We start from the raw sequence: 24455 nt of genomic DNA on the forward strand, positions 1-24455 counted from the left end.
TTTTGTAAAATTTAACCCTAACGTAATGCTAAATGTATTTAAGGAAATAACAGGAAAAGCTGGTCTTGTGATCCGCCAATATCCAATGGTTCTGTTGATGTCTTTTTTAGGAGCAGTTTCGATGATATGCTTTGCACACGGCAATTACAATTCAAATCCTAATTTTTTTGTTTTTATAAAATTCGCGCTGGTTTCCTGTCTCGGAATTTCACTTATGTTTGCTTTGAAAATGCTTTCGCAACGGATTGGAAAGCAAATTTTACTGGAGATTTCAGGTGTTTTGTTCTTAATATTTTTCTATTTTCTTCTTCCCGAAGAAGAAAAATATTTCACCGAGCGTTATGCGTTTTTGATTGTACCGACTTTTATTCTTTCACATCTTTTAGTATCGTTTATTGCTTTTTTCGGAAAAGAGAAAGAGCTGAATTTCTGGCAGTACAACAAGAATTTATTTATTAATTTATTTCTTACCGCGATTTTTACAGGTGTTTTAACAGGCGGTGTAGAACTCGCGATTCTGGCAGTGGATAAACTTTTCGATTTCAATTTTAACGACCGCTATTATCTGGAAACGTTCTATTTCCTCTCCATTTTCGGCAGCAGTTTTATCTTTCTTCTGTTTAATGAAAAGGGACTTCTGCAATTGGAAAAAGACGGAACCTATCCTGTAATTCTGAAATTTTTCACCCAATATATTTTAATTCCGCTCTTAATCATTTATGCGGTAATTCTTTACTTTTATTCTGCTAAAATCCTTTTAAACTGGGAGCTTCCGAGGGGCTGGGTTTCGTATTTAATTTTAGCATATTCAGTCGTAGGGATTTTGGCTTTACTTCTGGTGCATCCTTTAAAACAGGAATCTACGGCTTCTTGGGTAAGAGTATTTTCGAGAATATTTTATTTTACCCTTATCCCGCTTCTTGTTTTACTTTTTACCGCTATTTTCACAAGAATTTTAGAATACGGCTATACCGAACCCAGATATTTTGTCCTTTTACTGGCGATTTGGCTGACGTCGGTTGTTTTCTATTTTATTTTCACAAAAAGAGCGACGATTAAATTTGTTCCAATCAGCCTTTTTGCGTTTGGATTATTTTCGCTGGTTTTTCCTTATCTGAATACATTTTCTGTCGCGACAAGGAGTCAGAAAACAGAACTTAAAAATATCCTGAATCAGAACAAGGTACTGAAAAACGGGAAAATAGATTTCACTGCAAAAGTTTCAGACACTGTGGCAGATGAAATTTCCAATAAAATCGGCTTTTTGGTAAAACGTGATGAGACGGATTTCGTCTTGAATTATATGAATTTAAAGTATCAAAAGATAATTACCAGCAAAATTAATAAGGGAGAATTATACGGAATACAAAGTCAGATCCGGTCTTCATTTTCAAATGTTGACAAAACCAAAAACTCTTTTGGAGAAAATTTCGAACTTGTTGCTGAAAACAGATTACAGTCTGTGCAAGGTTACGATTATTTTGCGAGGGTTGGCAATTTCCGGGACACAGAAGGGTTAACTGTTGGCCAGGATATTTTTACCATCACCAGCCAACAAAAAGAAAAACTTTTAATTATTACTTTAAACAGCAATGAAAAGTGGGATGCAAGTGCAGAAATAAAAGCCTTGATGGCAAAGCACAGCAACAGAACGGGGCGTCTTTCTGTTCCGGAAATTACGTTGGAACACGATCTGGTAGATTATCATATCAAAATCATTTTCGATAATCTTATCAGGGAAAATTTCGGGACAGAAAATATCTATTTCAGTGACGCGTACATTTTAATCCGCAAGAAATAGATTCTCCCTTTCGAAAATAATTACATAAAAAAAGCGGCTAAAAAGCCGCTTCATTATTTGTAGAAAAATCTTACCAGTTTGAACCGCCACGATTTCCTCCACCGTAACCACCGCCACGGTTTCCTCCACCGTAACCGCCACCACGGTTATTGTCGAAACTTCTTCTTGGTTTGTCTTCTCTTGGCTTAGCTTCAGAAACGTTAAGTTCTTTACCGTCCAATTCTTTACCGTTTAAAGCTTCGATCGCGTTCTTACCGTCTTCGTCGCCCATTTCTACGAAACCGAATCCTCTAGATCTACCGGTTTCTCTGTCTGTGATAATTTTAGCAGAAGATACTTCGCCAAATTCTGAAAAAAGATCCTGCAATGACTCTTCTCTTGTAGAGTAATTGATGTTTGAAACAAAAATGTTCATCATAAAAAAAATTAAAAAAATTAATACTTGTTGAAATTATAAATGAAAGTCAACAAAGGATGAACAAATATTGATTTCGGATATAAAAACAGGTGCAAGATACAATTATAAATCAAAAAAACAACTTTTTTATGATTAATATTAATTAACCTCCTTCCCGTGCGAGGCTTCGAGGAGTTTAAACCAGTCTTCCCTTTCCAAATTAATATCGAGGCTTTCTTTGAACTTTTTAATCATTTCCCATCTTGAAGTACCAATAACAGGAAGAATTTTGGCGGGATGTTTGAGAATAAATGCCAAAAGCAACTGATTTTCATCGGCATTATATTTTTTGCACAATTTCACTAAAATCAATTTTATTCTGCTATTCTGCTCAGATTCCTTTAAAAAATAGTTGCCCAAAACAGACCAAGCCATCGCTTGCAATCCTTTTCTCATCAATTGATCCAAAGTTCCATCATCAAAAGCGTTGGTATGATTAATCGAAATTTCTACCTGATTGGTAACCAACGGAAAAGCATCATTAATGAGCTCAAATTGCGAAACTGAAAAATTAGAAACCCCGAAATGTCTTACCTTTTTCTGTTCCCTTAATTCATCAAAAGTTTCAGCAATTTCTGTAGGGTTCATCAATGGAGAGGGCCGATGCAGCAACAAAAGATCCAAATATTCAGTTTGCAAATTTACTAAACTGTTTTCCACCGACTTTATGATATGTTCCTTAGAATAATTGTAGGATTTAATTTGATAATTTCGGTCTTTACATGGCATTTCAATTCCACATTTAGAAATTAATTGTATTTCTTCCCTATTGATATTCATTTGAGAAAAAGCATCACCAAAGAGTTTTTCCGTGGTGTAGTCTCCGTAGATATCCGCATGATCGAAAGTGTACAAACCTTCTGATAGACAAGTTTCGATAAGTTTTTGGACTTTTTCTTTTGAATGGTTTGCTCCCCAAATTCCCCAACGCAGGGTTCCTATAATAATAGGTGAAAATGTCATAATGCTATATTTTTCATCAAAAATAAATATTAAAAATAAATTTTTGATAAATAAAATCTCATATTTTCAGCATAATACTTGGTTGTTATTCAAATTTATTAATTACAAACCGCAATTAGAAATTTAAAACTAAAAACTTGTATTTTTTCATTTAAATATGAATGAAACATCACAATTATTTAATTGAAATTTAAAACCAGTGTAACCTTTTTGTCATTCGCATCGTATAATCTATTGCAGTCCTAAAGTGGACAGGTTTTAATACATGAGACAATTAAAAATTACCAAGCAGGTTACCAATAGAGAAACCGCTTCACTAGACAAGTATCTACAAGAAATTGGTAAAGTGGACCTTATCACCGCCGATGAAGAAGTAGAATTGGCACAAAAAATTCGCGCTGGCGATAGAGTTGCCCTTGAAAAACTAATTAAAGCCAACTTACGTTTCGTGGTTTCTGTTTCGAAACAATACCAAAACCAAGGACTTTCCCTACCCGATTTGATCAACGAAGGGAATCTTGGTTTGATGAAAGCTGCTAAAAGATATGATGAAACCAGAGGTTTTAAATTTATTTCTTATGCCGTTTGGTGGATTCGCCAATCGATTTTGCAGGCTTTGGCAGAACAATCCAGAATTGTAAGATTGCCTTTAAATAAAATTGGTTCGATCAATAAAATCAACAAAGCTTACGCACACCTGGAGCAAGAAAACGAAAGACCACCTTCTCCGGAAGAATTGGCGGAAGTTTTGGATATGAGCGAAGACGACATCAAAGAATCAATGAAAAACTCCGGAAGACACTTGTCGATGGATGCGCCATTGGTTGAAGGTGAAGATTCCAATTTATATGACGTTTTACGTTCGGGAGAATCGCCAAGTCCGGATAAAGATTTGATGCTGGAATCGCTTCAGATCGAAATCGAAAGAGCGTTGCAAACTTTAACGCCTCGTGAAGCCGATTTGGTTCGTTTGTATTTCGGTTTGAACGGGAAACATCCAATGACTTTGGAAGAAATCGGGGAAACTTTCGATCTTACAAGAGAGAGAGTTCGTCAGATTAAAGAAAAAGCAATCAAACGCTTGAAACACAATACCAGAAGTAAGATTTTGAAATCTTATTTAGGTAAATAATTTCAAAAAGAAACAAAGGAAAAGGAACTCGATTTGAGTTCCTTTTTTTATGAAGGCTGAAAATTCTTCCGCGCCAATTCTTTTCTTACTCTACTCAAACTTTCCGGCGTAATTCCCAAATAAGAAGCCACCATCCATTGCGGAACACGCAGCAAAATATCCGGATACATTTTTATGAAATTCATATAACGTTCTTCGGCAGTTTCTGCCAAAAGTGAATTCACCCGATTCTGTAAATTTCGGATATGTTTTTGCAAAAGCAAATCGTTTTTTTCAGCAGTCTTCGGGAAATGTAAAGCCATATTTTTAAAGAAATCGTTTTTTAATAACAATATTTCTGATTCCTCCACCGCTTCTATATAATATTTCGATTTTTCATTAAAATAAAGCGAGCTTCTATCCGAAATCAACCATTTTTCCGGGGCAAACTGAATGATGTGTTCCTTTCCGTGTTTATCAATGGAATACATTCTCAGCAAGCCTTTTTCCACGAAATAAGTAGCATTACATACCTCACCATCCTTCAGGAGAAATTCGTTCTTTGCAACACTTTTCGTTTCATAAAAACTGCTGCAGTGGGTAACTTCATTTCTCGGAATTTCTAAGATTTCAGATAAATAAGTTTCGATATTTTCCATGTAAAAGATGCAAATTTAGATTAAGGATAAAGAAATACTTTGATGAGAAGCATGATTCACCACTACTCCATTTTCCAAAACGATCAGTTGCGGACTTTGATGAGTTACTCCCAAATCATCGGCAATTTTATTTGATAAATCCCTGTGCGCAAGCAAATCTAGAAAATAATAATCCACATTTTTATCAGAATTTTCAACTTCTTTTTCGAAGTTTTTCAATACCGTTTTGCTGATAAAACATTTTGTGGAATGTTTAAAAATAGCCACTTTTTTTTCTGCAGAAGTTGCAATTGCACGTTTCAAATCTTCTTCAGATTCAATATATTTCCAAAATTTCGGTGATGGTTTTTCTTCTTCCGAACTTCCAAATATTTTATTAAAAAAACTCATACTCCAAATTGTTTTAAATGATGGTGAAGATGTTTATACTCCATAAAACCCCAATCTTGTTGCGTCATTTTCCCGAAAAGCGGATGCTCGGAAAGCAAATTATTCTTCAATCCTTTTGCAACAAAATCGTCGAGTGTTCCCAGAAGCTGACTTTTTGATTTTTCAAAATTACAGTTTTCTGTGGTAATTACCTTCGCAAAAGTCGGCATATTTGGCGGAATTCCATTATTGAAAATTTTCATTTCAAATTTCGTGAACATTCCAATCCATTTTATTCCGGGAGAAATTTTGGGCAAAATGATTTTACCAAAGCCGATCTGCAGAATTTTATCGCAATGTCGAAACATTTGCGCAGCATTCATTTTTCCCCATTTTCTCTCAGATTGTGGGCTAATTTTGGAAATTCTCAGTTTTATTTCTTCTAAATCTTCCGGATTGAAAATCGATTTCTTGGCTACCAACCTTTTTCTTTTTTTAAATTTTCAATATGTGCAAAATGATGATCGCAATGCCAAGCGTAAAATGCAAGCATATCTCTTAGATTCATACTTTTTTGATGTTCCGGATGGTAAAAACTTCTGCTAAAGTCCTTATTAGTCATCGTTTTCAGCAAATGCGCCCATCGGTAATGCAAACCTTCCAAAATGAGAAGTGCCGATTTCACCGGTTCGCTGCGGCTATCTTGCAACTCCGCCCACTTGGCTTCATCATAAGGTTTTATGGTCGGATTTTCTTCTGTTAAAGCCCATTTGAATCTCGACAAACTCTGCATATGGCTATCCGCGAGATGATTGATGAGTTGCCGAACCGTCCAACCACCCGATCTGTATTGAGTTTCCAGCATATCATCAGTCCAATTTTCTATTAATCTTTTTAATTTTTGAGGGAAATATTTCAGCGTTTCTATGTGAAGATCAATCTCTGCATCCGAAATATTTTCCGGCCATTGAAAAGTTCCGATCGGATATTTTTTTTGTTCTAAATTGTCCATTTTAATATGCTATTTTGTCGATTTGGCTGATTAATGATTTTGGCTAAAAATTTGACTTTCTATTTTGTAAATTTACCCAAAATCTCAAACGATTCTATTTTTTTTTAATACAATTTAACTTATGAAAAAAGCACTGATAATAGTAGATGTACAAAACGATTTTTGTGAAGGTGGCGCACTTGCGGTTCCGGGAGCCAGCGAAATAATCCCGTACATCAACCTTCTGATGGAAGAAAATGAATACGATCAAATCGTCCTCACCCAAGATTGGCATCCTGCGAACCACAAAAGTTTTGCCTCCAACAACGGAAAAAAAGTAGGTGAAACCATCATTTTAAACGGAATTCCACAGTTTATGTGGCCAGACCACTGTGTGCAGGGAACTTTCGGGGCAGAGTTTCATAAAGATCTTAACCGCGACAAGGTAACCCACATCATTCAGAAAGGAAAAAACACCGATGTCGACAGTTACAGCGGCTTCCAAGATAACAACCATTTTGTGAAAACTGGTCTGGACGATTTCTTGAAATATCACGATATTCAATTGCTGGAAATCGTAGGTTTAGCGCTTGATTATTGTGTAAAATTCACTTGTTTGGACGCCACCCAATTGGGCTATATCACATGTTTGCATTTCAACGGAACACGCGCTGTGAACGTGAAACCCGACAATGGTAAAGATGCTTTGTACGAAATGTTACAAAATTCCGTAACTGTTTTGGGATAAGAACTTTAATTCATTGCGAATAGACTCTGCAAAATCACTTTGCGGAGTTTTTTTTTGTTTTTCATCTCGATATTTTTGCAGTCGGTTTCTTGCTTCTTCCATTACTGTTTGATAATCGTGTACTCTACCGTTTTTTATGTCTTCCTCTAATTTCATAAGTGATTCCAAAATTTCCTCTTTGGTTTCGTTGTGCCATTGTTTAGGTTCTATAGTTTTTAGTATCAATATCTTATACAAATACAATTCTTCTATTTTTAGAAAAATAAAACCTGCCAATGGACAGGTTGATGATGGTTTATTTTCTACAGAGTTGGATCTTCTTCTTTAGGTTTTACCTTAGAATTGCTCGCCGCTTTTACCAACTCGTTGATGTCGGCATAGAGCAGCTCCCAACCCGGAACCTCCTTCATAGCGGTGATGAGATTAAGGTACGAACGTAGCGTTTGCTCCAGATTCCGGCGAATGGCGGATGCACTCGTCATATTTCTTAAATCTGCATTAGCTTCCGCTTGTTCGGCAAACAGCGTTTCGAAAGTTTCATGCTTGGTTTTCATCTCTGCGAAAGCGGCGGTTAATGATAAAGTCGTTATTTTCTGTGCATTTTCCGGTAGTTCCAGGGTTTCTACCAGCTTTTTCATTTGAGCCGTTTGCGAAGAGTAGCTCAGGCGGTTCATATCCAATCCGAACGTTTTGAAGACCTGATACAAGTCTTCCGCCAACTGAAAATTTGCCGCCGAAGGCAACTTTCGGTATCCGTTCAGGAAAGCCTTCAAATTGTTGTAAGCCGCGTCTCTCTCGTGGTCTGCTGCAGCTACATCAGTCCCTTTTCCGCTGTAGATTTGTTTCGTATAAACCAAATCGTATTCGTTGTAAGAAGCTTGTAAAGCCAATAAAAGCGGGTGGTTTGCAATCACTTGATAATTGCCGGAACTAGAAGAAGAAATCACTCTTTGCGCCAATGTGGCAAGGTTTTTTGTGCTGAGTGCTGTTAATTTGATTTTCATAATTTTTTTATGTTTTATTTAATGATTTGATAATAATTTATAATATCAAATATAAAAAAAAATATCATTTTCTTACAAATACCCCTAAAACAAACTACCCGATCACTCGGAAGGTTTCCCGCAAATTGCAGAAGACTTCCCGACTCCTCCGGAAGTTACAAACACCCTTGTTTTAAACCTCCCGACACCTCGGGAAAGGACAAACACTATTGTTTTACACTTCCCGAGAGGTTGGGCAGGTTCCCAACAATGTTTTGGTGAGGTTCAAAAAACTTTGACAAAGTTGAATTAAAACAAACGCTCATCCACAAAATTCGGCAATGTCACTTTCAAATTCGGTTCCGCTTCCATTGCGCGTTTTATGGCGAAAATTGCACCTTCGTTTCTAGCCCAGCTTCGTCGGGAAATTCCGTTGTTCACATCCCAGAAAAGCATGGATTTCAGCCTTCTATCGGCATCATCGCTTCCATCGAGCAACATCCCGAAACCACCGTTGATTACTTCTCCCCAACCAACTCCGCCGCCGTTGTGAATAGAAACCCAAGTCGCCCCACGGAAACTGTCGCCAATCACATTGTGAATCGCCATATCTGCTGTAAATCTGGAACCGTCGTAAATATTGGAAGTTTCACGGTACGGCGAATCCGTCCCAGAAACATCGTGATGGTCGCGACCGAGCACAACCGGCCCAATTTCACCGTTTTTAATGGCTTTATTAAAGGCTTCTGCGATTTTCATTCTGCCTTCCGCATCGGCATATAAAATTCTCGCCTGTGAACCCACGACCAGTTTATTTTCCTGAGCGCCTTTAATCCACTGAATATTGTCTTTCATCTGCTGCTGAATTTCAGCGGGAGAATTTTTAATTATTTCCTCTAAAACCTGGCAGGCAATTTCGTCTGTTTTCTGTAAATCTTCCGGTTTTCCGCTGGCACAAACCCAACGGAAAGGCCCGAAACCGAAATCGAAACACATCGGCCCCATAATATCTTGAACATAAGAAGGATATTTAAATTCTCTTCCCAAAGTCGGTTTTTCTGCCAAAACATCGGCTCCAGCTCTGGAACATTCGAGTAGAAAAGCATTTCCGTAATCGAAGAAATAGGTTCCTTTTGCTGTATGTTTATTAATGGCTGTAGCGTGTCTTCTCAAGGTTTCCTGAACTTTTTCTTTGAATAATTCCGGCTGTTCCGCCATCATTTTATTGGAATCTTCAAATGAAATTCCTACAGGATAATAACCTCCTGCAAAAGGATTGTGAAGCGAAGTTTGGTCGGAACCAATATCAATTTTCAAATTTTCTTGGTCAAATTTCTCCCAAACTTCTACCACATTTCCGAGATAAGCCAAAGAAACAGTTTCTTCATTTTCTTGCGCTTTTCGCACTCGTGAAACCAATTCGTCTAAATTTTCGTGAATTTCATCAACCCATTTTTGTTCGTGTCTGATTTTAGTGATTTTAGGATTCACTTCTGCACAAACCGTGATGCAACCTGCAATATTTCCTGCTTTTGGTTGAGCTCCGGACATTCCGCCTAAACCTGAAGTCACAAAAAGTCCACCTTTTGGTTCTTTATTTATTTTTCTGAAAGCATTCAGAACGGTAATCGTTGTTCCGTGAACTATTCCCTGCGGACCAATGTACATATAAGATCCAGCCGTCATTTGTCCGTACTGCGTCACTCCCAAAGCATTAAATTTTTCCCAATCATCCGGTTTAGAATAATTTGGAATCATCATTCCGTTGGTCACAACCACTCTCGGAGCATCTTTGTGCGAAGGAAACAAACCCATCGGATGACCGGAATACATTGTTAATGTCTGCTCGTCTGTCATTTCAGACAGATATTTCATTGTCAAAAGATACTGTGCCCAGTTAGAGAAAACGGCCCCATTTCCACCGTAAGTAATCAGTTCGTGGGGATGTTGCGCAACGGCATAATCCAGATTGTTCTGAATCATCAGCATAATGGCTTTTGCCTGCTCAGATTTTCCGGGATATTCTGCAATATCTCTCGCTTTCATTTCATAATCTGGACGGAAACGGTACATATAAATTCTTCCGTATTTATCCAGTTCTTCCTTGAATTCCGGCAATAATTCTGCGTGAAATTTTGGTTCGAAATAACGTAGAGCATTTTTCAAAGCGAGTTTCTTTTCTTCATCCGTTAAGATTTCTTTACGTTTCGGAGCGTGATTGATGGTTGAGTCGTATGGTTTTGGCTGAGGTAATTCTGTGGGAATTCCTTGTTTTATTTGTTCTTGGAAAGTCATGTTTAAATTTGAGATTTCTTATCTGTGATTTGAAATTTTGTGGTTTTAAAGATATTCAAATTAGAAAATCTATGCAAATATTAACAGATATGGAATTTAAAATATATTGAGAATATCAGATTGCTTTAAGATTATTTTTATCAATTAAATTTTTTAAAAACTTGATCTTCCAATTTAAATTTTCTATTGCTTGATTTTCCAATTTTGTTTGAAATATTCAGTTTTAAAAATGAACTCAAAGTGAAGAAAATCAAGGTATTTTAGTATTCTGTACTGATGCTTTAAATATTAACATAAGGAAAAATCTAAACAAGATTTTTTACTAACAAAAAACCTTACTTAAAAAAGTAAGGCTGTTATTATTCGATCAGGTCTTCATTTACTTCCTCGTGGTCATCTTCATTATCACTCAAACTGTAATATTCATTTTCTTCGTCTGGAATTTGGCTTGTAATCTGTTCAAAATTATCGTCATCTTCCGAACCCGGAATATCCAATCCATAAGGCATTTCGTCAGCTAAATTATTTGGGTTGATAATTGGATTGCCATCCCCGTCCATCGGGATTGCTTCTTCTTTGTTGAAAATATCTTCTTTAGGACTATAATCTAGTTCTTCTAAATTTTTTTCTAATTCTTTGTCTTTATCTTCTGTACTCATAATAGTGGTTTTTAAAATTAATTGGTTAACTCAAAAATGATTCCAATTTTAACTTATTTTCCATAAACTTTCGGATTTGCACAAGTCGGCAATTTTTCGAAATTTAAAAATTCGACCTTATTTTTTCTACATTTTAAAATCTGCGTCAATTGCCACTAAGAAATCATCAAATTTTTCACAAAAACCGCTATATTTGCCGGCGAAAAGGGTGAATCGTGTGCAACTCACGATCTGTCGCGCAACCGTAATTTAGAAATAAGAAGTCGGATCCCCAAAAACTTTCGCGATTTGAAGTAGAAAGAATTTCTATTCATTTCAAATATTAATTTTTAACCCCACAGAAATGAATTACGAATCAAAAATTAAAGATTCCGAAACCCATGTTTTCAAAGTCGTATTTCCGAACATTACCAATCATCACAACACCATGTTTGGAGGAACGGTGATGGAAATGATGGATGAAGTTGCGTTTATGACCGCAACAAGATTTGCAAGAAAGTCCTTTGTAACCGTAAGTTGCGACCGAATTGATTTTAAAAAACCGATTCCTGCAGATACGCTGGTTGAACTTATCGGTAAGGTAAAATATGTCGGCAACTCCAGTTTGAAAGTGAATGTAGAAGTTTTCGTTGAGGAAATGTACGAAGAAAAAAGAGAGAAAGCGGTTTCAGGCGATTTCACGTTGGTTGCTTTGGATGAGAATAAAAAACCGGTCAAAATTTTCAAGGATTAATTATTGAATCAACTTTAAATAGAAATTCCACCTCAAAAGTGGAATTTTTTTTGTTTCTGAAATCTAAAAATCATTATCAAGATTTTGATTTTTATTGTTTTTCCAAGCGTCGTCATAAGCTTTTTTCTGATTCTCCCAAGCTTTTGGCGGAACTGCATTTTCGGCATTTTCTGGAAGTCTGTCTCTATTTTCAGGCGCTGATTTTGATTGGTTGTCTTCAGCAGATTCTAAATTTTCGGGAGCAACTTTTTTAGAATTTTCTTCGTTGTTATTTTCGTTGTTTGGATTCATTGTGATTGATTTAAATATTGTCAATCGAGTTCAAATATTATTCCACAAAAAATCATCATATCGAAATTTGTCATCAATTTAAAAATCACCATTTATTTCTCATTACTATTAAAAATTTAAAGAAAAATAGAGAAAAGTTCAACATTTTAATGCTAAATAAAACTGAAAACTTGGTCACAATTTCTTAAAATTATTATTAAATTTGCCCTCATTGATATTATGGAAAAAAACACTAAAAAAGCTCCGAAATCTACTTCCGAACAAAGTAAAATCTTATCAAAACCACGTATTTTTTTTGGTGTGTTGTTCGTTCTTATTTCTATTGTGCTTACTTTTTCTTTCGTTTCATATCTATTGAATTGGAAAGCGGATCAAAGCCAAGCTGGTACGATGCTCGATAAAACTGTGAAATCTTCGAATGTTTTCGGTAAAATCGGCGATTGGTTAGGCGATCTTTTCATTTTCGAAAGCATTGGTATTGCTGCATTTGCGGTAGCATTTATTTTTTTTGTTTTCGGAACGATGATTATGAAAAAAAATTATTTCAAACCTTGGAAAACCTTTGGCCATTCTCTGTTTTTCATTTGTTGGTTGCCTATTTTTATGGGCGCAATTACGAAAGGTGAAGGTGTTTTAAGCGGCGTATATGGTTTCCAAATTATGGATTTTCTAAATTCGGTAATCGGAACTGCAGGACTTTGGCTGGTTCTTATTGTAAGTATTGCTCTTTATTTTGTTTTAGAATTTAATTTAAACCCAAAAAATATCAAATCGAAACTTAATGATTTGAATGAAAATACTTTAGGAAAAGTAAAAGCAATGATGCCAAGTTCTGAAAACTTCGAAGCAGACGAGGAATTAGAAGAAATTGCTAAAGTTGATACTGAAAAAACAAATATCGTTTCTCCAACTTCTGCGCCGGTGACTCCCGTAGAAATTCCAGTGAAAGGTTTTCCTGAGGTCGAAATTAGTAATGATTTTGAAACGATTAAAACTCCCAATAAAACGACCTTCGATGAAGGAGAAATTCCACAAAAAATCACGGTAACCGAAACTTCCGCGGCTGAAATCAATTTAAATCCAACAACTACTCCAACTCCAAAAACAGATAACATCGAATTCAAAGTAGAAGTTGCAAAAACGATGGATATTTTGGATGAAACCGATCAGAAATCACAGGAACTTATTGATAAACACGGGCTTTACGATCACAAATTAGATCTTGCGAAATTCCAAATGCCGACGATCGATTTGCTAAGGGATTACGGAAACGAAGAAATTTCAATCAACCGGGACGAATTAGAAGAAAATAAGAATAAAATTGTTGGACTTCTAAAGAATTTCAATGTTGGAATTGCTGAAATAAAAGCGACGGTAGGACCAACCGTAACTTTATACGAAATCGTTCCTGAAGCCGGAATCCGAGTAGCTTCCATTAAAAAATTACAAGACGATATCGCGCTGAATCTTTCCGCTCTCGGAATTCGAATTATCGCACCAATGCCGGGAAAAGGAACCATCGGAATTGAAGTTCCAAGAAAAAATCCTTCGATGGTTTCGATGCGAAGTGTGATTGCTTCGCAGAAATTCCAGAATACCGATATGGATTTGCCGGTGGTTTTCGGAAAAACGATTTCGAACGAAATTTTCATGGCAGATTTAGCAAAAATGCCTCATTTATTGATGGCAGGTGCAACCGGACAAGGAAAATCAGTAGGAATTAATGCGATCCTCACTTCCCTACTCTACAAAAAACATCCGAGCGAATTGAAATTTGTAATGGTGGATCCGAAAAAAGTGGAACTTTCGCTTTATTCCAAAATTGAAAGACATTATTTGGCAAAACTTCCGGATGGTGACGACGCGATTATTACCGATACTCACAAGGTAATCAATACGCTGAATTCGCTTTGTATAGAAATGGATCAACGATATGATTTGCTTAAAAATGCATTTTGTAAAACCTTAAAAGAATACAACAAGAAATTTTCCGAAAGAAAACTCAATCCTGAAAACGGACATCGCTATTTACCTTATATCGTTTTGGTGGTTGACGAATTTGCAGATTTAATTATGACCGCAGGAAAAGAAGTAGAACTTCCGATTGCAAGATTGGCTCAATTAGCAAGAGCAGTTGGAATTCACTTAATCGTTGCGACTCAACGTCCTTCTGTGAATGTAATTACAGGTATGATTAAGGCGAATTTCCCGGCAAGAGCAGCGTTCCGTGTGATTTCGAGTGTAGATTCAAGAACGATTTTAGATTCTCCGGGAGCAGATCAATTGATCGGAAAAGGTGATATGCTTTATTTTAATGGAAACGAAATTTTAAGGCTACAATGCGCATTTGTCGATACTCCCGAAGTTGAAAAAATTGCAGAATTCATCGGTGAACAGAAAGGTTACGCAAGCGCATTTATGCTTCCAGAATATTCTAGTGAAGAGTCAACTTCAACCGTTGGTGCTTTCGATCCAAATGAAAAAGATGCCCTTTTCGAAGATGCGGCAAGAATCGTTGTTTCCACACAGCAAGGATCTACTTCCATGTTGCAAAGACAACTGAAATTGGGTTACAACCGAGCCGGTAGAATTATGGATCAATTGGAAGCCAGCGGAATTGTAGGCGGCTTCAATGGGGCAAAAGCAAGGGAAGTGTTAATCAGTGATTTGAATTCTTTGGAACAATTTTTGGAAGAATTGCGCAAATAATGTAAAACTTTAAACAACGGTTTAACTTTAGAGAAAAGCTTACATCCAAAAAATAAAAGAAATGAAGAATATATTAAAAAAAATTACTGTTGGAGTTTTCGTTTTGGGAACAGCTGCAACATTTTCTGCACAGAAAATCGATGCGAAAGCAAAATCAATTCTCGATGCAGTTTCCAGTAACTATAAAGCAAAAAATAATGTCTACTTTAAGTTTGTTTACGGGACCGGCCATAACAAGAAAGTAACCAAAACCGAACCCGGCGTCTTCTACTCTGCCCAAGATAAATACAAATTGAAAATCATGGGAACAGAACAGATTTTCGATGGGAACAAGGTTTACAATATCTCCGGCGAAGATCAGGAAGTGACGGTTGCTAAACCAACGCCAGATTCTCAAATATTTTCTCCACTGAATTATGTAGAAGAATATAAAAAAGGATACAACGTAAAATATCTCGGAAAAATTACCGTAAATGGCGTAAAAACTGACCATATTAAATTGATTCCAACGAAGAATAACGGAATTAAAGAGGTTAACCTTTTCGTGAATGATGCGAAAAAACAATTGGTAAAACTAGAGCAATTTTCAACCGACAATTCGGTTTCTGTAATAGCAATCAGCGATTACAAAGAAAACCAAACATTGAGCAACTCGATGTTTTCCTTCGACAAAAATCAATACAAAAACTATCTCATAACCGAGTTATAATCACAAAATCCTCTCAATTTGGGAGGATTTTTTTCTGTGAATTTTTAAAAACTTTTTTGGTAAATTTGGTGCATGATAAAAAAACTCGACGGCTACGTCATTAAAACTTTTTTCGGCCCGTTTCTTTTTATTTTCAGTGTATTGTTTTTCATTTTCGTGGTGAACATCATCTGGATCCGATTGGCCCAATTCACAGGAAAAGGTCTTAGTTACTGGGAAATTCTGAAGTTGCTTTCCTACCTTTCGGCGAATGTCGTCCAGTTGGTTCTTCCACTTACGATTTTGCTCGCCTCCATCATGACTTTTGGCGATTTTGGGGAAAGGTACGAACTTGCCGCGATGAAAGCAGCAGGAATTTCATTAACAAGAATTATGTTGCCTTTGTTTGGGGTTGCCTTTATTTTTTCGCTATTCCTTTTTATATTTTCAAATAATGTAATTCCCGATTTCCAGCGGAAAGCCAAAAATATGCTCTACAATATCGCTGCGACAAAACCGGCTCTCAATTTCACACCCGGGCAATTTATCCAACAAATTCCAGGTTACAGTGTAAAGTTCGATAAAATTTCCGGCGAGAATGGTGAAAATTTGGAGGGCGTTTTTATTCACAAAATGGCAAATTCTTTCGAAAACCAACAATCAATTGTCGCCGAAAAAGGAAAATTTGTTCCTGCCACCAACCGAAATTTCTTGAAATTGGTGCTTTTCAATGGGCATATTTTTGAAGATAATATTTCTAATTCAGATTACAACCAAAGATTGAAACAACCGGATCAAGCGATTAAATTCGATACTTTGGTTTCACATTTTAATATTTCAGATATAATTAATAAAGCTTTAGAATCTCAAAAAATTACCGATGATTATTCGTTTCAAAATTTCATCGAACTCAATTCCACCATTGAAAAAGCTAAAAAAGAAAATGATAATGTAATTGGCAACATCAGCAATGAACTGATCAACCAAACCAACGGTTTTGTGAGCTATATCGATAAAACAAAATTAAAAGGAAAAATCGTTGCTGCTCCTACGATAGAAAGTTTAGAACAAAAGAAGAGGGAAGAATTATTGTATTCCGCGTACAACAAAATCGACGGAATCAAGAGTTTGAACACCAGTAAGAGTTCCCAAATAAAAGAGCTTCACGGCTATTTTTCGCGGGTTATTTTATACCAACAACGTATTTTCGCTTATTCGGTAACATGTCTTATTTTCTTCTTAATTGGCGCGAGTTTAGGATCAATTATCCGAAAAGGAGGTTTGGGACTTCCGGTGGTCATGGCTATCGTGGTTTTCATTATTTTTTATGTTATGAATCTCTCGGTAGAAAACATGGCTTGGTCCGGAAAATTGGATCCTTACGTAGCGGCATGGCTCCCAAATATGGTTCTTTTCCCTTTCGGTGCGTGGCTTACTTACAAAGCACTTACCGATTCGCAACTATTTGATATCGAGAAATATAAAAGTTTATTCAAACCAATTACCGATCGATTTACGAAAAATAAAGAACACGAGAGATATCGATAAAAATGAAGAAAAGAAAAGCCGCAATTTCCAAAAATTGCGGCTTTTTTTATTTTAAATATTTGGTAATTGCGTCGTCTGTTGGCTTGGTAGTACTTATGAAACTATCAATTAATTTTCCGTTTTCATCCAGCAAAAACTTGGTAAAATTCCAGAGGATGGTGGTATTTTTTACACCGTTCAAATCTTTATCCGTGAGATATTTGAAAATTGGTGCAGTATCATCACCTTTTACCGAAACTTTTGCAGCCATCGGAAAACTTACCCCATAATTTTTTTGACAAAAAGCACCAATTTCAGCATTATTACCCGGTTCCTGGCCTCCGAAATTATTGGCTGGGAAACCAATGACCACCAATTTATCTTTGTAATCCTTGGAAAGTGTTTCTAGATCAGCGTATTGCGGTGTAAATCCACATTCGGAAGCGGTGTTCACAATGAGAATTTTCTTCCCTTTAAAATCAGCAAAATTAATTTCTTTACCGTCCAAACCTTCTACTCTGTAGTCGTAAATGCTTTTCATAATAACATTTTTATCCTGTGAAACTTCCTTCTTCTGTTGGGTACAATTTTGCAAAAAAGCTGCAGCTGATAAAAGAAGAATGAATATTTTTTTCATAATTAAAGGTTTATTATTGTGAAAAATTTTCTTGTGAAAATTCTTTTATTAAAACTTAAAAGTATTTGCAGGCAAAGCTTTATTGGTTTCTATAGTGTTGAGAATCATCACATAATCGCTGTCTTTTTTCTGTGAAGAAGCCTCAATTTTGTAAGGCATTAGCAAACTACCGACTTTTCTATAATCGCTGTACGAAAGGGTTTCATCGCTTTTTACTTCCTTCAACAACATATAATTTTTGGTATCGAAATAATAAATGGTTTTGTTGACATTTTTGGTCAATTCAACTTTGTGACAATAAATTTCGCCAACTTTTTCTTTTCCAAGATATTTGGCTTCAAAACCTTTGTTTTCCCAATCGATAAAATCGGTATCGAAACTTTCCGCGTTGTAGTTCGGATATTCCTGAAGTTTATTGGTCGCGTAATTCATCGCGTAACCTTTTTTTCCGTCGTAACCTTCGATCGCCGTTTCTTTTTTATTAATGGTGATTACGGTTTTGGTCAAGTTTGGTCTTTGTTGATAAATTTTTATCGGATAAGAATCATTGATTCCTAGCGTGAGTTTACCTTGTAAAATAATGGAATTCAACAGTTTCCAATTAGTTAATCCACCCGATTTTTCTATATTTTGGTCGATAATTTCTTTGGCAGTTTGTGCAGAAATAATTCCACTCACCAATATCATCAACACCAATACGATCTTTTTCATTCAATCAATCAATTTATTTTTTCAAATATATACTTTTTGAATTTAAGTAAGCCATAATTAAATTCCTGCGCTCAAAATTGCTCTTGCTTTTTCCAAATCTTCAGGAACATCAATGCCAACTCCCACAAAATCCGTTTCAATCATTTTGATTTTCATGCCATATTCCAAATACCGGATGCATTCGATTTTTTCAGAAATTTCTAAAGGTTTCATAGTCAATTGCGCGAAATTGAGTAAAGCATTTTTCCTGAATGCATACACGCCAATATGCTTAAAATAAGCAACATCCGGATGAATTTCTCGCGGATAAGGAATTACCGAACGGCTGAAATATAGCGCAAAACCATCATTATCGGTGATTACTTTCACATTGTTTGGATTCTCGATTTCTTCCTTGTTTTTTAATTGAATTTTCAATGAAGCTAAAGAAATTTTCTCCTCGAAATCATCATTAAAAACCGAAATTAACTGTTTCAGTGGTTCAGTTTTCAAGAAAGGTTCGTCTCCCTGAACATTTACTACGATATCGCACTCAATATCGCGAACGGCTTCTGCAATTCGGTCGCTTCCCGTTTCATGCTCGCCGGTCATCACAGCATTTCCACCGATTTTAATGATTTCTTTAAAAATAATCTCAGAATCTGTAGCGACAAAAACTTCATCGAACAAACCGGTTTCTACCACGTTTTGATAAGTAGTAGCAATCACGGTTTTTTCGCCCAAAACTTGCATCAGTTTTCCGGGAAACCGGCTGGCTTGGTATCTCGCAGGAATTACAGCTATAATTTTCATCAATTAGCTTAGTTTTGAAAGTGCGTTTTCTAATCGTGGCAACATTTTTTGAATTTCATTTAAGGACAAACCACCAACAGAAGCCCTGAACCAAGGCATATTTCGTGAATTACCAAAAGCCGAAAACGGAACTAACGCAACACCGGCTTCATTAATCAGGTAAAAAACAAGATCGGACGAATCTACAATTGATGAACCATCTGGTTTAGTTTTCCCAAGATAATTAAGCTCGATGGTTAAGTACAAAGCTCCCATCGGTTGAATACTTTCGACAGCAAATCCGCGGGATTTCATATCCTGAATTCCGTGGTGAAGAACGGAAAGACTTTCTGCGATTTTTCCCTTGAAATCATTTACAAATAGCTCTACACTTTCGGTATCATTTAAAAATGTGGAAACCGCCTGTTGTTCAGGTTTTGGAGCCCATGCACCAACGTGTCCGAGCAAAGCTTTCATTTTGTCGATTACTGCTGCAGGTCCGAAACTCCAACCAACGCGAACGCCTGTTGCAGCGAAACATTTTGAAGTTCCATCGATAAAAATCGTGTATTCTTTGAGTTCAGGAAATAGAGAAACCGGGTTGAAATGTTTTTGCCCGAAAGTGAGCATCGCATAAATTTGATCATACATCAAATAAAGAGGTTTCTCATTTTCGCCACGTTTTTTGTTTTCTTCTAAAACCAATTTACAAATTTCGGTAAGTTGTTCTTTTGTAAACATCGTCCCAGTTGGGTTCAACGGAGAACAAAGCGCCAACAAAACCGCACCTTCCAAATGAGGTTTTAAATCTTCAGCAGTTGGTAGAAAATTGTTGGAAAGCGAAGTTTCTACTTCAATTTTTTCGGCGTTGGTTAAGTACGCATAATGATTATTATTCCAAGACGGAATCGGATAAACTACCTTGTCCCCATCGTCCACAATAGTTTTGAAAGTGGCATAAATCAGCGGTCTAGAGCCACCTGCAATTAAAATTTCTTCGGCAGAATATTCGAGATTCCAACGATTTTTTAAGTCTTTGGAAACTGATTTTCGTAAGGATAAAAGTCCGTTTGCTGGCGGATAATTTGTTAAATTATTTTGATATGCTTTCTGAATTTCTTCTTTCAGTTGCGCCGGAATCGGATAAATATTGGAATCTAAATCACCAATAGTTAGGTTGGCAATTTCAGCTCCTTGAGCTTTTAATTCGTTGACTTGATTTCCGATTTTGATAATTTCTGAACCAATGAGGTTTTGGGCGATTTTGGATACTTTCACGTGGCTTATTTATTAGTTGATTAAAAAATAGCGGCAATAAGAAAAGTTACCGCTTTCTTTGTATTAATTGATGATTGAGTCGATATTACAAGTTTAAATCTGCTTTTACTTGATTTATTTTTTGATCTAAAAGCACTAATTTTTCTTTGAAATCCTGCTCAGAAACGATAGAATCTTTCACAGAAACATAGAATTTTATTTTCGGTTCTGTTCCTGAAGGACGAACGCAAACTTTGGTTCCATCTTCGGTATAATAGATCAATACATTGGATTTTGGAATCCCGTCCATCACCGATTTTTCGTTATTTAAAAGATTTAATGAAGTTTGTTCAAGATAATCTCGTACTTCAACAACTTTTGAATTTGCGATTTCTTTTGGTGGATTTTCGCGGAAATCGGTCATCATTTGTTTAATTTCATCTGCTCCTGATCTTCCCTTTCTTACTACATTGATGAGTCCTTCGTAATACATTCCGATTTCTTTGTAAATATCGATCATGTACTGATACATGGTTTTGCCATTAGCTTTGCACCAAGCTGCGATTTCACAAGCCAGCAAAACAGATCCGCAAGAATCTTTGTCGCGAACGAAATCTCCGGTCATGAATCCGAAACTTTCTTCACCCCCGCAAATGAATTTTTCTTTACCTTCAAAATCGCGGATCATTTTTCCTATCCACTTAAATCCGGTTAACCCAATTTTGCAATCAACACCGAATTTTTTAGCGATATCAATGAAGACATCGGAAGTCACAATCGTCGAACCGATGAACTCTTTTCCAGTGATTTTTCCAGCTTTTTTCCATTGATCCAAGATATAATAAGTAAGAATCGTGTTGCATTGATTTCCATTTAAAAGTTGTAATTCCCCATCTAAATTTCTCACCGCAACTCCCAAACGGTCACCGTCCGGATCTGTTCCGATTACGATATCTCCGTTGGTAATTCTTGCCAAATCCATCGCCATTTCCAACGCTGCAGGTTCTTCCGGATTCGGGGAAACTACCGTTGGGAAATTTCCACTTGGAATCATCTGCTCTTTAACCAAATCAATTTTCTGGAAACCTGCTTTGCGCAAAGCTTTCGGAATGGTGGTGTAAGTAGTTCCGTGAATGGAAGTAAATACGATATTGAGATTATCATATCCCGTTTTATCCTTTTGATAAAGGGAATTTTCAATACATGCATCGATATAAACGCCGTCTTGCTCCTCTCCGATCCATTCGATTAATTCATCGTTTCCATTGAATTTGATTTCATCGAATTTCACTGCATAAACTTCCTTAATAATCGCATCGTCATGAGGAGGAACAATTTGTGCTCCGTCGTTCCAATACACCTTATAACCATTATATTCAGGCGGGTTGTGAGAAGCTGTCAGAACAATTCCTGCATTACATTTCTTGTCGCGAACGGTAAAAGAAAGTTCGGGAGTCGGGCGATGTTCTTTAAACAACAAAACTTTGATTCCGTTTGCAGTAAGCACATCTGCACACATTTTCCCAAATTCTTTGGAATTATTTCGTACGTCATACGCGATTGCGACTTTTATTTCTTCGCCAGGAAACTGGGCATGTAGATAATTTGCCAAGCCTTGTGTAGCTTGTCCCAATGTATATTTATTAAGACGATTGGTTCCAACTCCCATTACACCGCGCATTCCGCCGGTTCCGAACTCCAAGTCTCGGTAAAAAGAATCTTCCAGTTCGTCAGAATTGGTATCAATCCAATTTTGGATGGTTCTTTTGGTTTCTTCGTCGAAAGTATCTGTAAGCCAGAGTTTTGCTTTTTCTAAAGTTGTCATATTTTTTTACTTAGAAGATGGAAGCTCGAAGATGGAAGTTTTTAAACTTCACAAACTCATTTCCATTTGTTAAACATTTATTTTAATTTTTTAATTGATTTCTGAAAGCAATAATCTGATTCATAAGATTAAAGCTATCATTATATAATTTATTAAATTTTTCTCTATCGCAGTAATTTCTTCTTTCAGCTTTATACAAGCAAGTTACGACTTCGGCTAAGGAACGAATTGAATATCCCAAAAACTTTTTGAATTCAGCATTAGATTGCAAAATAGAACCTTCAGCAATATTCAAAGCGATTGAATCACCAGCTCTTTTAATTTGAGAAGTCAAATTATAAATTTCTTTTTGAGGAAAAGTATCCGACAAACTATGAATTTCTTCACCAAAATCCATCGATTTTTGCCAAATAATTAATCTTTCAAATTTGAAACTCATTCTAAAATATTAATTTTAATACATCTTTCCTTTCATTCCTCCCTCTTCCAGCTTCCATCTTCCAGCCTACAGCTATTTCAATTCTTTATTATTCACGTTCGCTGTTTTCTCAATCTTGAAAGCTCTGATTGGATCGTTGTAATACACAAATTTCGCTGTGTTTTTGATATCTCCTTTCAATGAATCTTTCACATTTACTTCAGCATAATTTCCGTTTTTGGAATCGATTTTCAAGTTATCAATGAACCAATAAGGAGCGATCAAACTTGCTGTATCAGCTATTTTTATCACTGCATCTTTGGTTTTTCCTAAAAAATTGGCGCGGCTTTTCTGCGTCATTTCCACTTCTGCTCTTCGAGAATTTACCGACCCAATAAATTTAGCATTATTTTTTAAATTTAATTTAAAATTATCGGTTTTTATTTCACTAGAAATGTTCATTTCAACAGAATCTGAAATGGAAACCCTTTCTAAATTATACTTTGAATAAATGGTAATATTATAAAAATCAACTGATTGCGTTTCTCTTTTTTCTTCAATGTTTAAAGTTTTATCTTTCACATTAATCTTTAAATTATTGATGATATTTGGATAAGTTTCCACATTTACAAAATTCTTATCAGAATGGATGTAAAACAACCGAAACTTTCCTTTGACATTGAGATTCACAAATTCTTCCAACGGAATATCTTTGCTTTCAATATTACCTTTTGGTGAAATTTTTCCACAAGAAATCACGGAAAATATCAAGAGGAGAAAAAACAGCTTTTTCATAAGTTTTTCTTTAAGTTCTATTTTTTTAGACAAATCTTAAATCACTTCGTCGATATTATAATTTTTGTGTTCGCGGTTCGATCTGATAATCATTTCACCCAAAAATCCTGCGATGAAGAGCAAAGTTCCCATCAACATCATCGTTAAAGCAATGAAAAACCAGGCATTATTGGTCAAAAGGTGCCCATAAATTCCTCTCGAAACATCGATTAATTTTGAAATTCCGAGCCAAAGTGCTGATAAAAATCCAATGATAAACATCAAAGTGCCCACAGCGCCGAAGAAATGCATCGGTCTTCCTCCGAAACGACTTACAAACCAGAGCGTTACTAAATCTAAAAATCCACGAATAAATCGTTCAGTTCCAAATTTTGATGTACCATAAGGTCTTGCCTGATGTTTCACTTCTTTTTCGGTAATTCTCCGGAAACCTGCATTGGCAGCTAAAACCGGAATATACCGGTGCATATCACCATAAACATCTATGGATTTTACCACTTGTTTTTTATAAGCTTTCAAACCACAATTGAAATCGTGAAGTTCAACTCCCGAAACCTTTCTGGCAGCTGCATTGAAGAGTTTTGAAGGAAGATTTTTGGTCATCACATTATCGAAGCGCTTTTTCTTCCAGCCGGAAACAATGTCGTAATTTTCGTTTTTTACCATCTCGTACAATTCCGGAATTTCTTCTGGAAAATCCTGTAAATCAGCATCCATAGTAATAACTACATCGCCGTTTGCTCTTTCAAAAGCTGCGTGAAGTGCCTGAGATTTCCCGTAATTTCTAGAAAATTTAATCCCGTGAATCTGCGGATTCTGCACCTTCAAATTTTCGATAATACTCCACGAAAGATCGGTACTTCCGTCGTCTACAAACCAAATTTCGTAGGATAAATTTTCGGTTTTGCAAACCAAATCAATTCTTGAAAACAATTCTTCAAGAGATTCTTCTTCATTAAGAAGCGGTATGATGATGGATAAATTCATTGAATTTTTTATATTTTCACTGTTCGGTCGAACAATATAAGTTTTAATTAAAATAATTGATAATGAGATA

The 24455-nt window shown here is 36.0% G+C and carries 26 protein-coding genes; 7 read left to right on the forward strand and 19 right to left on the reverse strand.

The window, feature by feature from the left end; translation table 11 throughout:
* The first annotated feature begins 25 nt into the window (after positions 1-25).
* Positions 26-1801 (forward strand): DUF4153 domain-containing protein, encoded by a 1776-nt coding sequence (locus H0S70_RS04785; protein ID WP_188321889.1) that lies wholly within the window; start codon positions 26-28, stop codon positions 1799-1801.
* 70 nt (positions 1802-1871) lie between these two features.
* Here the strand turns inward: H0S70_RS04785 and H0S70_RS04790 are convergent, their stop codons facing one another.
* Complete coding sequence (locus H0S70_RS04790; protein ID WP_055043157.1) at positions 1872-2216, reverse strand: RNA recognition motif domain-containing protein; 345 nt, start codon at positions 2214-2216, stop codon at positions 1872-1874.
* A 141-nt stretch (positions 2217-2357) separates the two neighbouring features.
* Positions 2358-3221: an aldo/keto reductase gene (locus H0S70_RS04795; RefSeq protein ID WP_188321890.1), complete on the reverse strand. Its 864-nt coding sequence runs from the start codon at positions 3219-3221 to the stop codon at positions 2358-2360.
* A 265-nt stretch (positions 3222-3486) separates the two neighbouring features.
* Between H0S70_RS04795 and H0S70_RS04800 the strand changes: the two genes are divergently transcribed.
* The gene (locus H0S70_RS04800) at positions 3487-4353 is read left to right on the forward strand and encodes a sigma-70 family RNA polymerase sigma factor (protein WP_039344711.1); all 867 of its coding nucleotides are present in this window, start codon (positions 3487-3489) and stop codon (positions 4351-4353) included.
* A 47-nt stretch (positions 4354-4400) separates the two neighbouring features.
* Here the strand turns inward: H0S70_RS04800 and H0S70_RS04805 are convergent, their stop codons facing one another.
* From H0S70_RS04805 to H0S70_RS04820, 4 genes are read right to left on the reverse strand one after another with little or no spacing between them, the layout of a single operon-like run.
* Positions 4401-4991 carry a Crp/Fnr family transcriptional regulator gene (locus H0S70_RS04805; protein ID WP_188321891.1) on the reverse strand — a complete coding sequence of 197 codons (591 nt, stop codon included), beginning with the start codon at positions 4989-4991 and terminating at the stop codon, positions 4401-4403.
* 15 nt (positions 4992-5006) lie between these two features.
* A complete protein-coding gene (ytxJ, locus tag H0S70_RS04810; protein WP_031503709.1) occupies positions 5007-5381 on the reverse strand; it encodes a bacillithiol system redox-active protein YtxJ in 375 nt (124 codons plus the stop codon).
* A complete protein-coding gene (locus H0S70_RS04815; protein ID WP_088264529.1) occupies positions 5378-5842 on the reverse strand; it encodes a DUF1569 domain-containing protein in 465 nt (154 codons plus the stop codon). The genes ytxJ and H0S70_RS04815 overlap by 4 nt, the downstream gene beginning before the upstream one ends.
* Positions 5836-6372, reverse strand: coding sequence for a YfiT family bacillithiol transferase (locus H0S70_RS04820; protein WP_188321892.1), 537 nt, complete (start codon positions 6370-6372; stop codon positions 5836-5838). The genes H0S70_RS04815 and H0S70_RS04820 overlap by 7 nt, the downstream gene beginning before the upstream one ends.
* Before the next feature lie 121 nt (positions 6373-6493).
* On the opposite strand from H0S70_RS04820, the gene pncA reads away from it, so the two are divergent.
* Positions 6494-7099, forward strand: a complete 606-nt coding sequence (pncA, locus tag H0S70_RS04825; RefSeq protein WP_031503712.1) for a bifunctional nicotinamidase/pyrazinamidase — start codon at positions 6494-6496, stop codon at positions 7097-7099.
* On the opposite strand, the gene H0S70_RS04830 is transcribed toward pncA, so the two are convergent.
* The 4 genes from H0S70_RS04830 to H0S70_RS04845 all read right to left on the reverse strand — a co-directional run bounded on the left by H0S70_RS04830 (position 7070) and on the right by H0S70_RS04845 (position 11036).
* Complete coding sequence (locus H0S70_RS04830; protein WP_188321893.1) at positions 7070-7375, reverse strand: hypothetical protein; 306 nt, start codon at positions 7373-7375, stop codon at positions 7070-7072. The two genes, pncA and H0S70_RS04830, sit on opposite strands and share 30 nt — an antisense overlap.
* 26 nt (positions 7376-7401) lie before the next feature.
* Entirely contained in the window at positions 7402-8103 is a 702-nt protein-coding gene (locus H0S70_RS04835; protein WP_034767430.1) for a DUF6261 family protein, read from the reverse strand.
* A 288-nt stretch (positions 8104-8391) separates the two neighbouring features.
* Complete coding sequence (locus H0S70_RS04840) at positions 8392-10377, reverse strand: urocanate hydratase (protein ID WP_188321894.1); 1986 nt, start codon at positions 10375-10377, stop codon at positions 8392-8394.
* A gap of 359 nt (positions 10378-10736) precedes the next feature.
* The gene (locus H0S70_RS04845) at positions 10737-11036 is read right to left on the reverse strand and encodes a hypothetical protein (protein WP_123247727.1); all 300 of its coding nucleotides are present in this window, start codon (positions 11034-11036) and stop codon (positions 10737-10739) included.
* Positions 11037-11379: 343 nt separating this feature from the next.
* Here H0S70_RS04845 and H0S70_RS04850 point away from each other — a divergent pair, with 343 nt between their 5' ends.
* Entirely contained in the window at positions 11380-11769 is a 390-nt protein-coding gene (locus H0S70_RS04850; protein WP_031503719.1) for an acyl-CoA thioesterase, read from the forward strand.
* 63 nt (positions 11770-11832) lie between these two features.
* Here H0S70_RS04850 and H0S70_RS04855 read toward each other — a convergent pair whose 3' ends face one another.
* Complete coding sequence (locus tag H0S70_RS04855; protein ID WP_188321895.1) at positions 11833-12060, reverse strand: hypothetical protein; 228 nt, start codon at positions 12058-12060, stop codon at positions 11833-11835.
* A 219-nt stretch (positions 12061-12279) separates the two neighbouring features.
* On the opposite strand from H0S70_RS04855, the gene H0S70_RS04860 reads away from it, so the two are divergent.
* From H0S70_RS04860 to H0S70_RS04870, 3 genes are all read left to right on the forward strand, one after another.
* Positions 12280-14769 (forward strand): FtsK/SpoIIIE family DNA translocase, encoded by a 2490-nt coding sequence (locus H0S70_RS04860; protein ID WP_188321896.1) that lies wholly within the window; start codon positions 12280-12282, stop codon positions 14767-14769.
* A 61-nt stretch (positions 14770-14830) separates the two neighbouring features.
* Positions 14831-15478: a LolA family protein gene (locus H0S70_RS04865; protein WP_188321897.1), complete on the forward strand. Its 648-nt coding sequence runs from the start codon at positions 14831-14833 to the stop codon at positions 15476-15478.
* Positions 15479-15550: 72 nt separating this feature from the next.
* Complete coding sequence (locus H0S70_RS04870) at positions 15551-17005, forward strand: LptF/LptG family permease (protein WP_188321898.1); 1455 nt, start codon at positions 15551-15553, stop codon at positions 17003-17005.
* A gap of 46 nt (positions 17006-17051) precedes the next feature.
* Here H0S70_RS04870 and H0S70_RS04875 read toward each other — a convergent pair whose 3' ends face one another.
* From H0S70_RS04875 to H0S70_RS04910, 8 genes are all read right to left on the reverse strand, one after another.
* Positions 17052-17621: a glutathione peroxidase gene (locus tag H0S70_RS04875; RefSeq protein WP_188321899.1), complete on the reverse strand. Its 570-nt coding sequence runs from the start codon at positions 17619-17621 to the stop codon at positions 17052-17054.
* Positions 17622-17669: 48 nt separating this feature from the next.
* The gene (locus H0S70_RS04880) at positions 17670-18332 is read right to left on the reverse strand and encodes a LolA-like protein (RefSeq protein ID WP_188321900.1); all 663 of its coding nucleotides are present in this window, start codon (positions 18330-18332) and stop codon (positions 17670-17672) included.
* A gap of 57 nt (positions 18333-18389) precedes the next feature.
* The gene (gene kdsB / locus H0S70_RS04885) at positions 18390-19124 is read right to left on the reverse strand and encodes a 3-deoxy-manno-octulosonate cytidylyltransferase (protein ID WP_188321901.1); all 735 of its coding nucleotides are present in this window, start codon (positions 19122-19124) and stop codon (positions 18390-18392) included.
* Between the two features lie 3 nt (positions 19125-19127).
* Positions 19128-20381, reverse strand: a complete 1254-nt coding sequence (locus H0S70_RS04890; protein WP_188321902.1) for a pyridoxal phosphate-dependent aminotransferase — start codon at positions 20379-20381, stop codon at positions 19128-19130.
* Between the two features lie 85 nt (positions 20382-20466).
* A complete protein-coding gene (locus H0S70_RS04895; protein WP_188321903.1) occupies positions 20467-22185 on the reverse strand; it encodes a phospho-sugar mutase in 1719 nt (572 codons plus the stop codon).
* Positions 22186-22267: 82 nt separating this feature from the next.
* Positions 22268-22624, reverse strand: a complete 357-nt coding sequence (locus tag H0S70_RS04900) for a four helix bundle protein (protein ID WP_123247736.1) — start codon at positions 22622-22624, stop codon at positions 22268-22270.
* Between the two features lie 72 nt (positions 22625-22696).
* The gene (locus tag H0S70_RS04905) at positions 22697-23398 is read right to left on the reverse strand and encodes a GIN domain-containing protein (protein ID WP_188321904.1); all 702 of its coding nucleotides are present in this window, start codon (positions 23396-23398) and stop codon (positions 22697-22699) included.
* A gap of 36 nt (positions 23399-23434) precedes the next feature.
* Positions 23435-24385, reverse strand: coding sequence for a glycosyltransferase family 2 protein (locus H0S70_RS04910; RefSeq protein ID WP_188321905.1), 951 nt, complete (start codon positions 24383-24385; stop codon positions 23435-23437).
* Positions 24386-24455 lie beyond the last annotated feature (70 nt).

The organism is Chryseobacterium manosquense (assembly GCF_014623485.1).
GTDB lineage: Bacteria > Bacteroidota > Bacteroidia > Flavobacteriales > Weeksellaceae > Kaistella > Kaistella haifensis.

Coding starts and splice junctions, on each gene's coding strand:
- H0S70_RS04800 (WP_039344711.1), top strand. CDS start 3,487: ATGAGACAATTAAAAATTACCAAGCAGGTTACCAATAGAGAAACCGCT.
- H0S70_RS04870 (WP_188321898.1), top strand. CDS start 15,551: ATGATAAAAAAACTCGACGGCTACGTCATTAAAACTTTTTTCGGCCCG.
- H0S70_RS04840 (WP_188321894.1), bottom strand. CDS start 10,377: ATGACTTTCCAAGAACAAATAAAACAAGGAATTCCCACAGAATTACCT.
- H0S70_RS04900 (WP_123247736.1), bottom strand. CDS start 22,624: ATGAGTTTCAAATTTGAAAGATTAATTATTTGGCAAAAATCGATGGAT.
- H0S70_RS04805 (WP_188321891.1), bottom strand. CDS start 4,991: ATGGAAAATATCGAAACTTATTTATCTGAAATCTTAGAAATTCCGAGA.
- H0S70_RS04835 (WP_034767430.1), bottom strand. CDS start 8,103: ATGAAAATCAAATTAACAGCACTCAGCACAAAAAACCTTGCCACATTG.
- H0S70_RS04860 (WP_188321896.1), top strand. CDS start 12,280: ATGGAAAAAAACACTAAAAAAGCTCCGAAATCTACTTCCGAACAAAGT.
- H0S70_RS04905 (WP_188321904.1), bottom strand. CDS start 23,398: ATGAAAAAGCTGTTTTTTCTCCTCTTGATATTTTCCGTGATTTCTTGT.
- H0S70_RS04820 (WP_188321892.1), bottom strand. CDS start 6,372: ATGGACAATTTAGAACAAAAAAAATATCCGATCGGAACTTTTCAATGG.
- H0S70_RS04790 (WP_055043157.1), bottom strand. CDS start 2,216: ATGAACATTTTTGTTTCAAACATCAATTACTCTACAAGAGAAGAGTCA.
- H0S70_RS04795 (WP_188321890.1), bottom strand. CDS start 3,221: ATGACATTTTCACCTATTATTATAGGAACCCTGCGTTGGGGAATTTGG.
- H0S70_RS04895 (WP_188321903.1), bottom strand. CDS start 22,185: ATGACAACTTTAGAAAAAGCAAAACTCTGGCTTACAGATACTTTCGAC.
- H0S70_RS04845 (WP_123247727.1), bottom strand. CDS start 11,036: ATGAGTACAGAAGATAAAGACAAAGAATTAGAAAAAAATTTAGAAGAA.
- pncA (WP_031503712.1), top strand. CDS start 6,494: ATGAAAAAAGCACTGATAATAGTAGATGTACAAAACGATTTTTGTGAA.
- kdsB (WP_188321901.1), bottom strand. CDS start 19,124: ATGAAAATTATAGCTGTAATTCCTGCGAGATACCAAGCCAGCCGGTTT.
- H0S70_RS04910 (WP_188321905.1), bottom strand. CDS start 24,385: ATGAATTTATCCATCATCATACCGCTTCTTAATGAAGAAGAATCTCTT.
- H0S70_RS04785 (WP_188321889.1), top strand. CDS start 26: ATGCTAAATGTATTTAAGGAAATAACAGGAAAAGCTGGTCTTGTGATC.
- ytxJ (WP_031503709.1), bottom strand. CDS start 5,381: ATGAGTTTTTTTAATAAAATATTTGGAAGTTCGGAAGAAGAAAAACCA.
- H0S70_RS04855 (WP_188321895.1), bottom strand. CDS start 12,060: ATGAATCCAAACAACGAAAATAACAACGAAGAAAATTCTAAAAAAGTT.
- H0S70_RS04850 (WP_031503719.1), top strand. CDS start 11,380: ATGAATTACGAATCAAAAATTAAAGATTCCGAAACCCATGTTTTCAAA.
- H0S70_RS04865 (WP_188321897.1), top strand. CDS start 14,831: ATGAAGAATATATTAAAAAAAATTACTGTTGGAGTTTTCGTTTTGGGA.
- H0S70_RS04875 (WP_188321899.1), bottom strand. CDS start 17,621: ATGAAAAAAATATTCATTCTTCTTTTATCAGCTGCAGCTTTTTTGCAA.
- H0S70_RS04880 (WP_188321900.1), bottom strand. CDS start 18,332: ATGAAAAAGATCGTATTGGTGTTGATGATATTGGTGAGTGGAATTATT.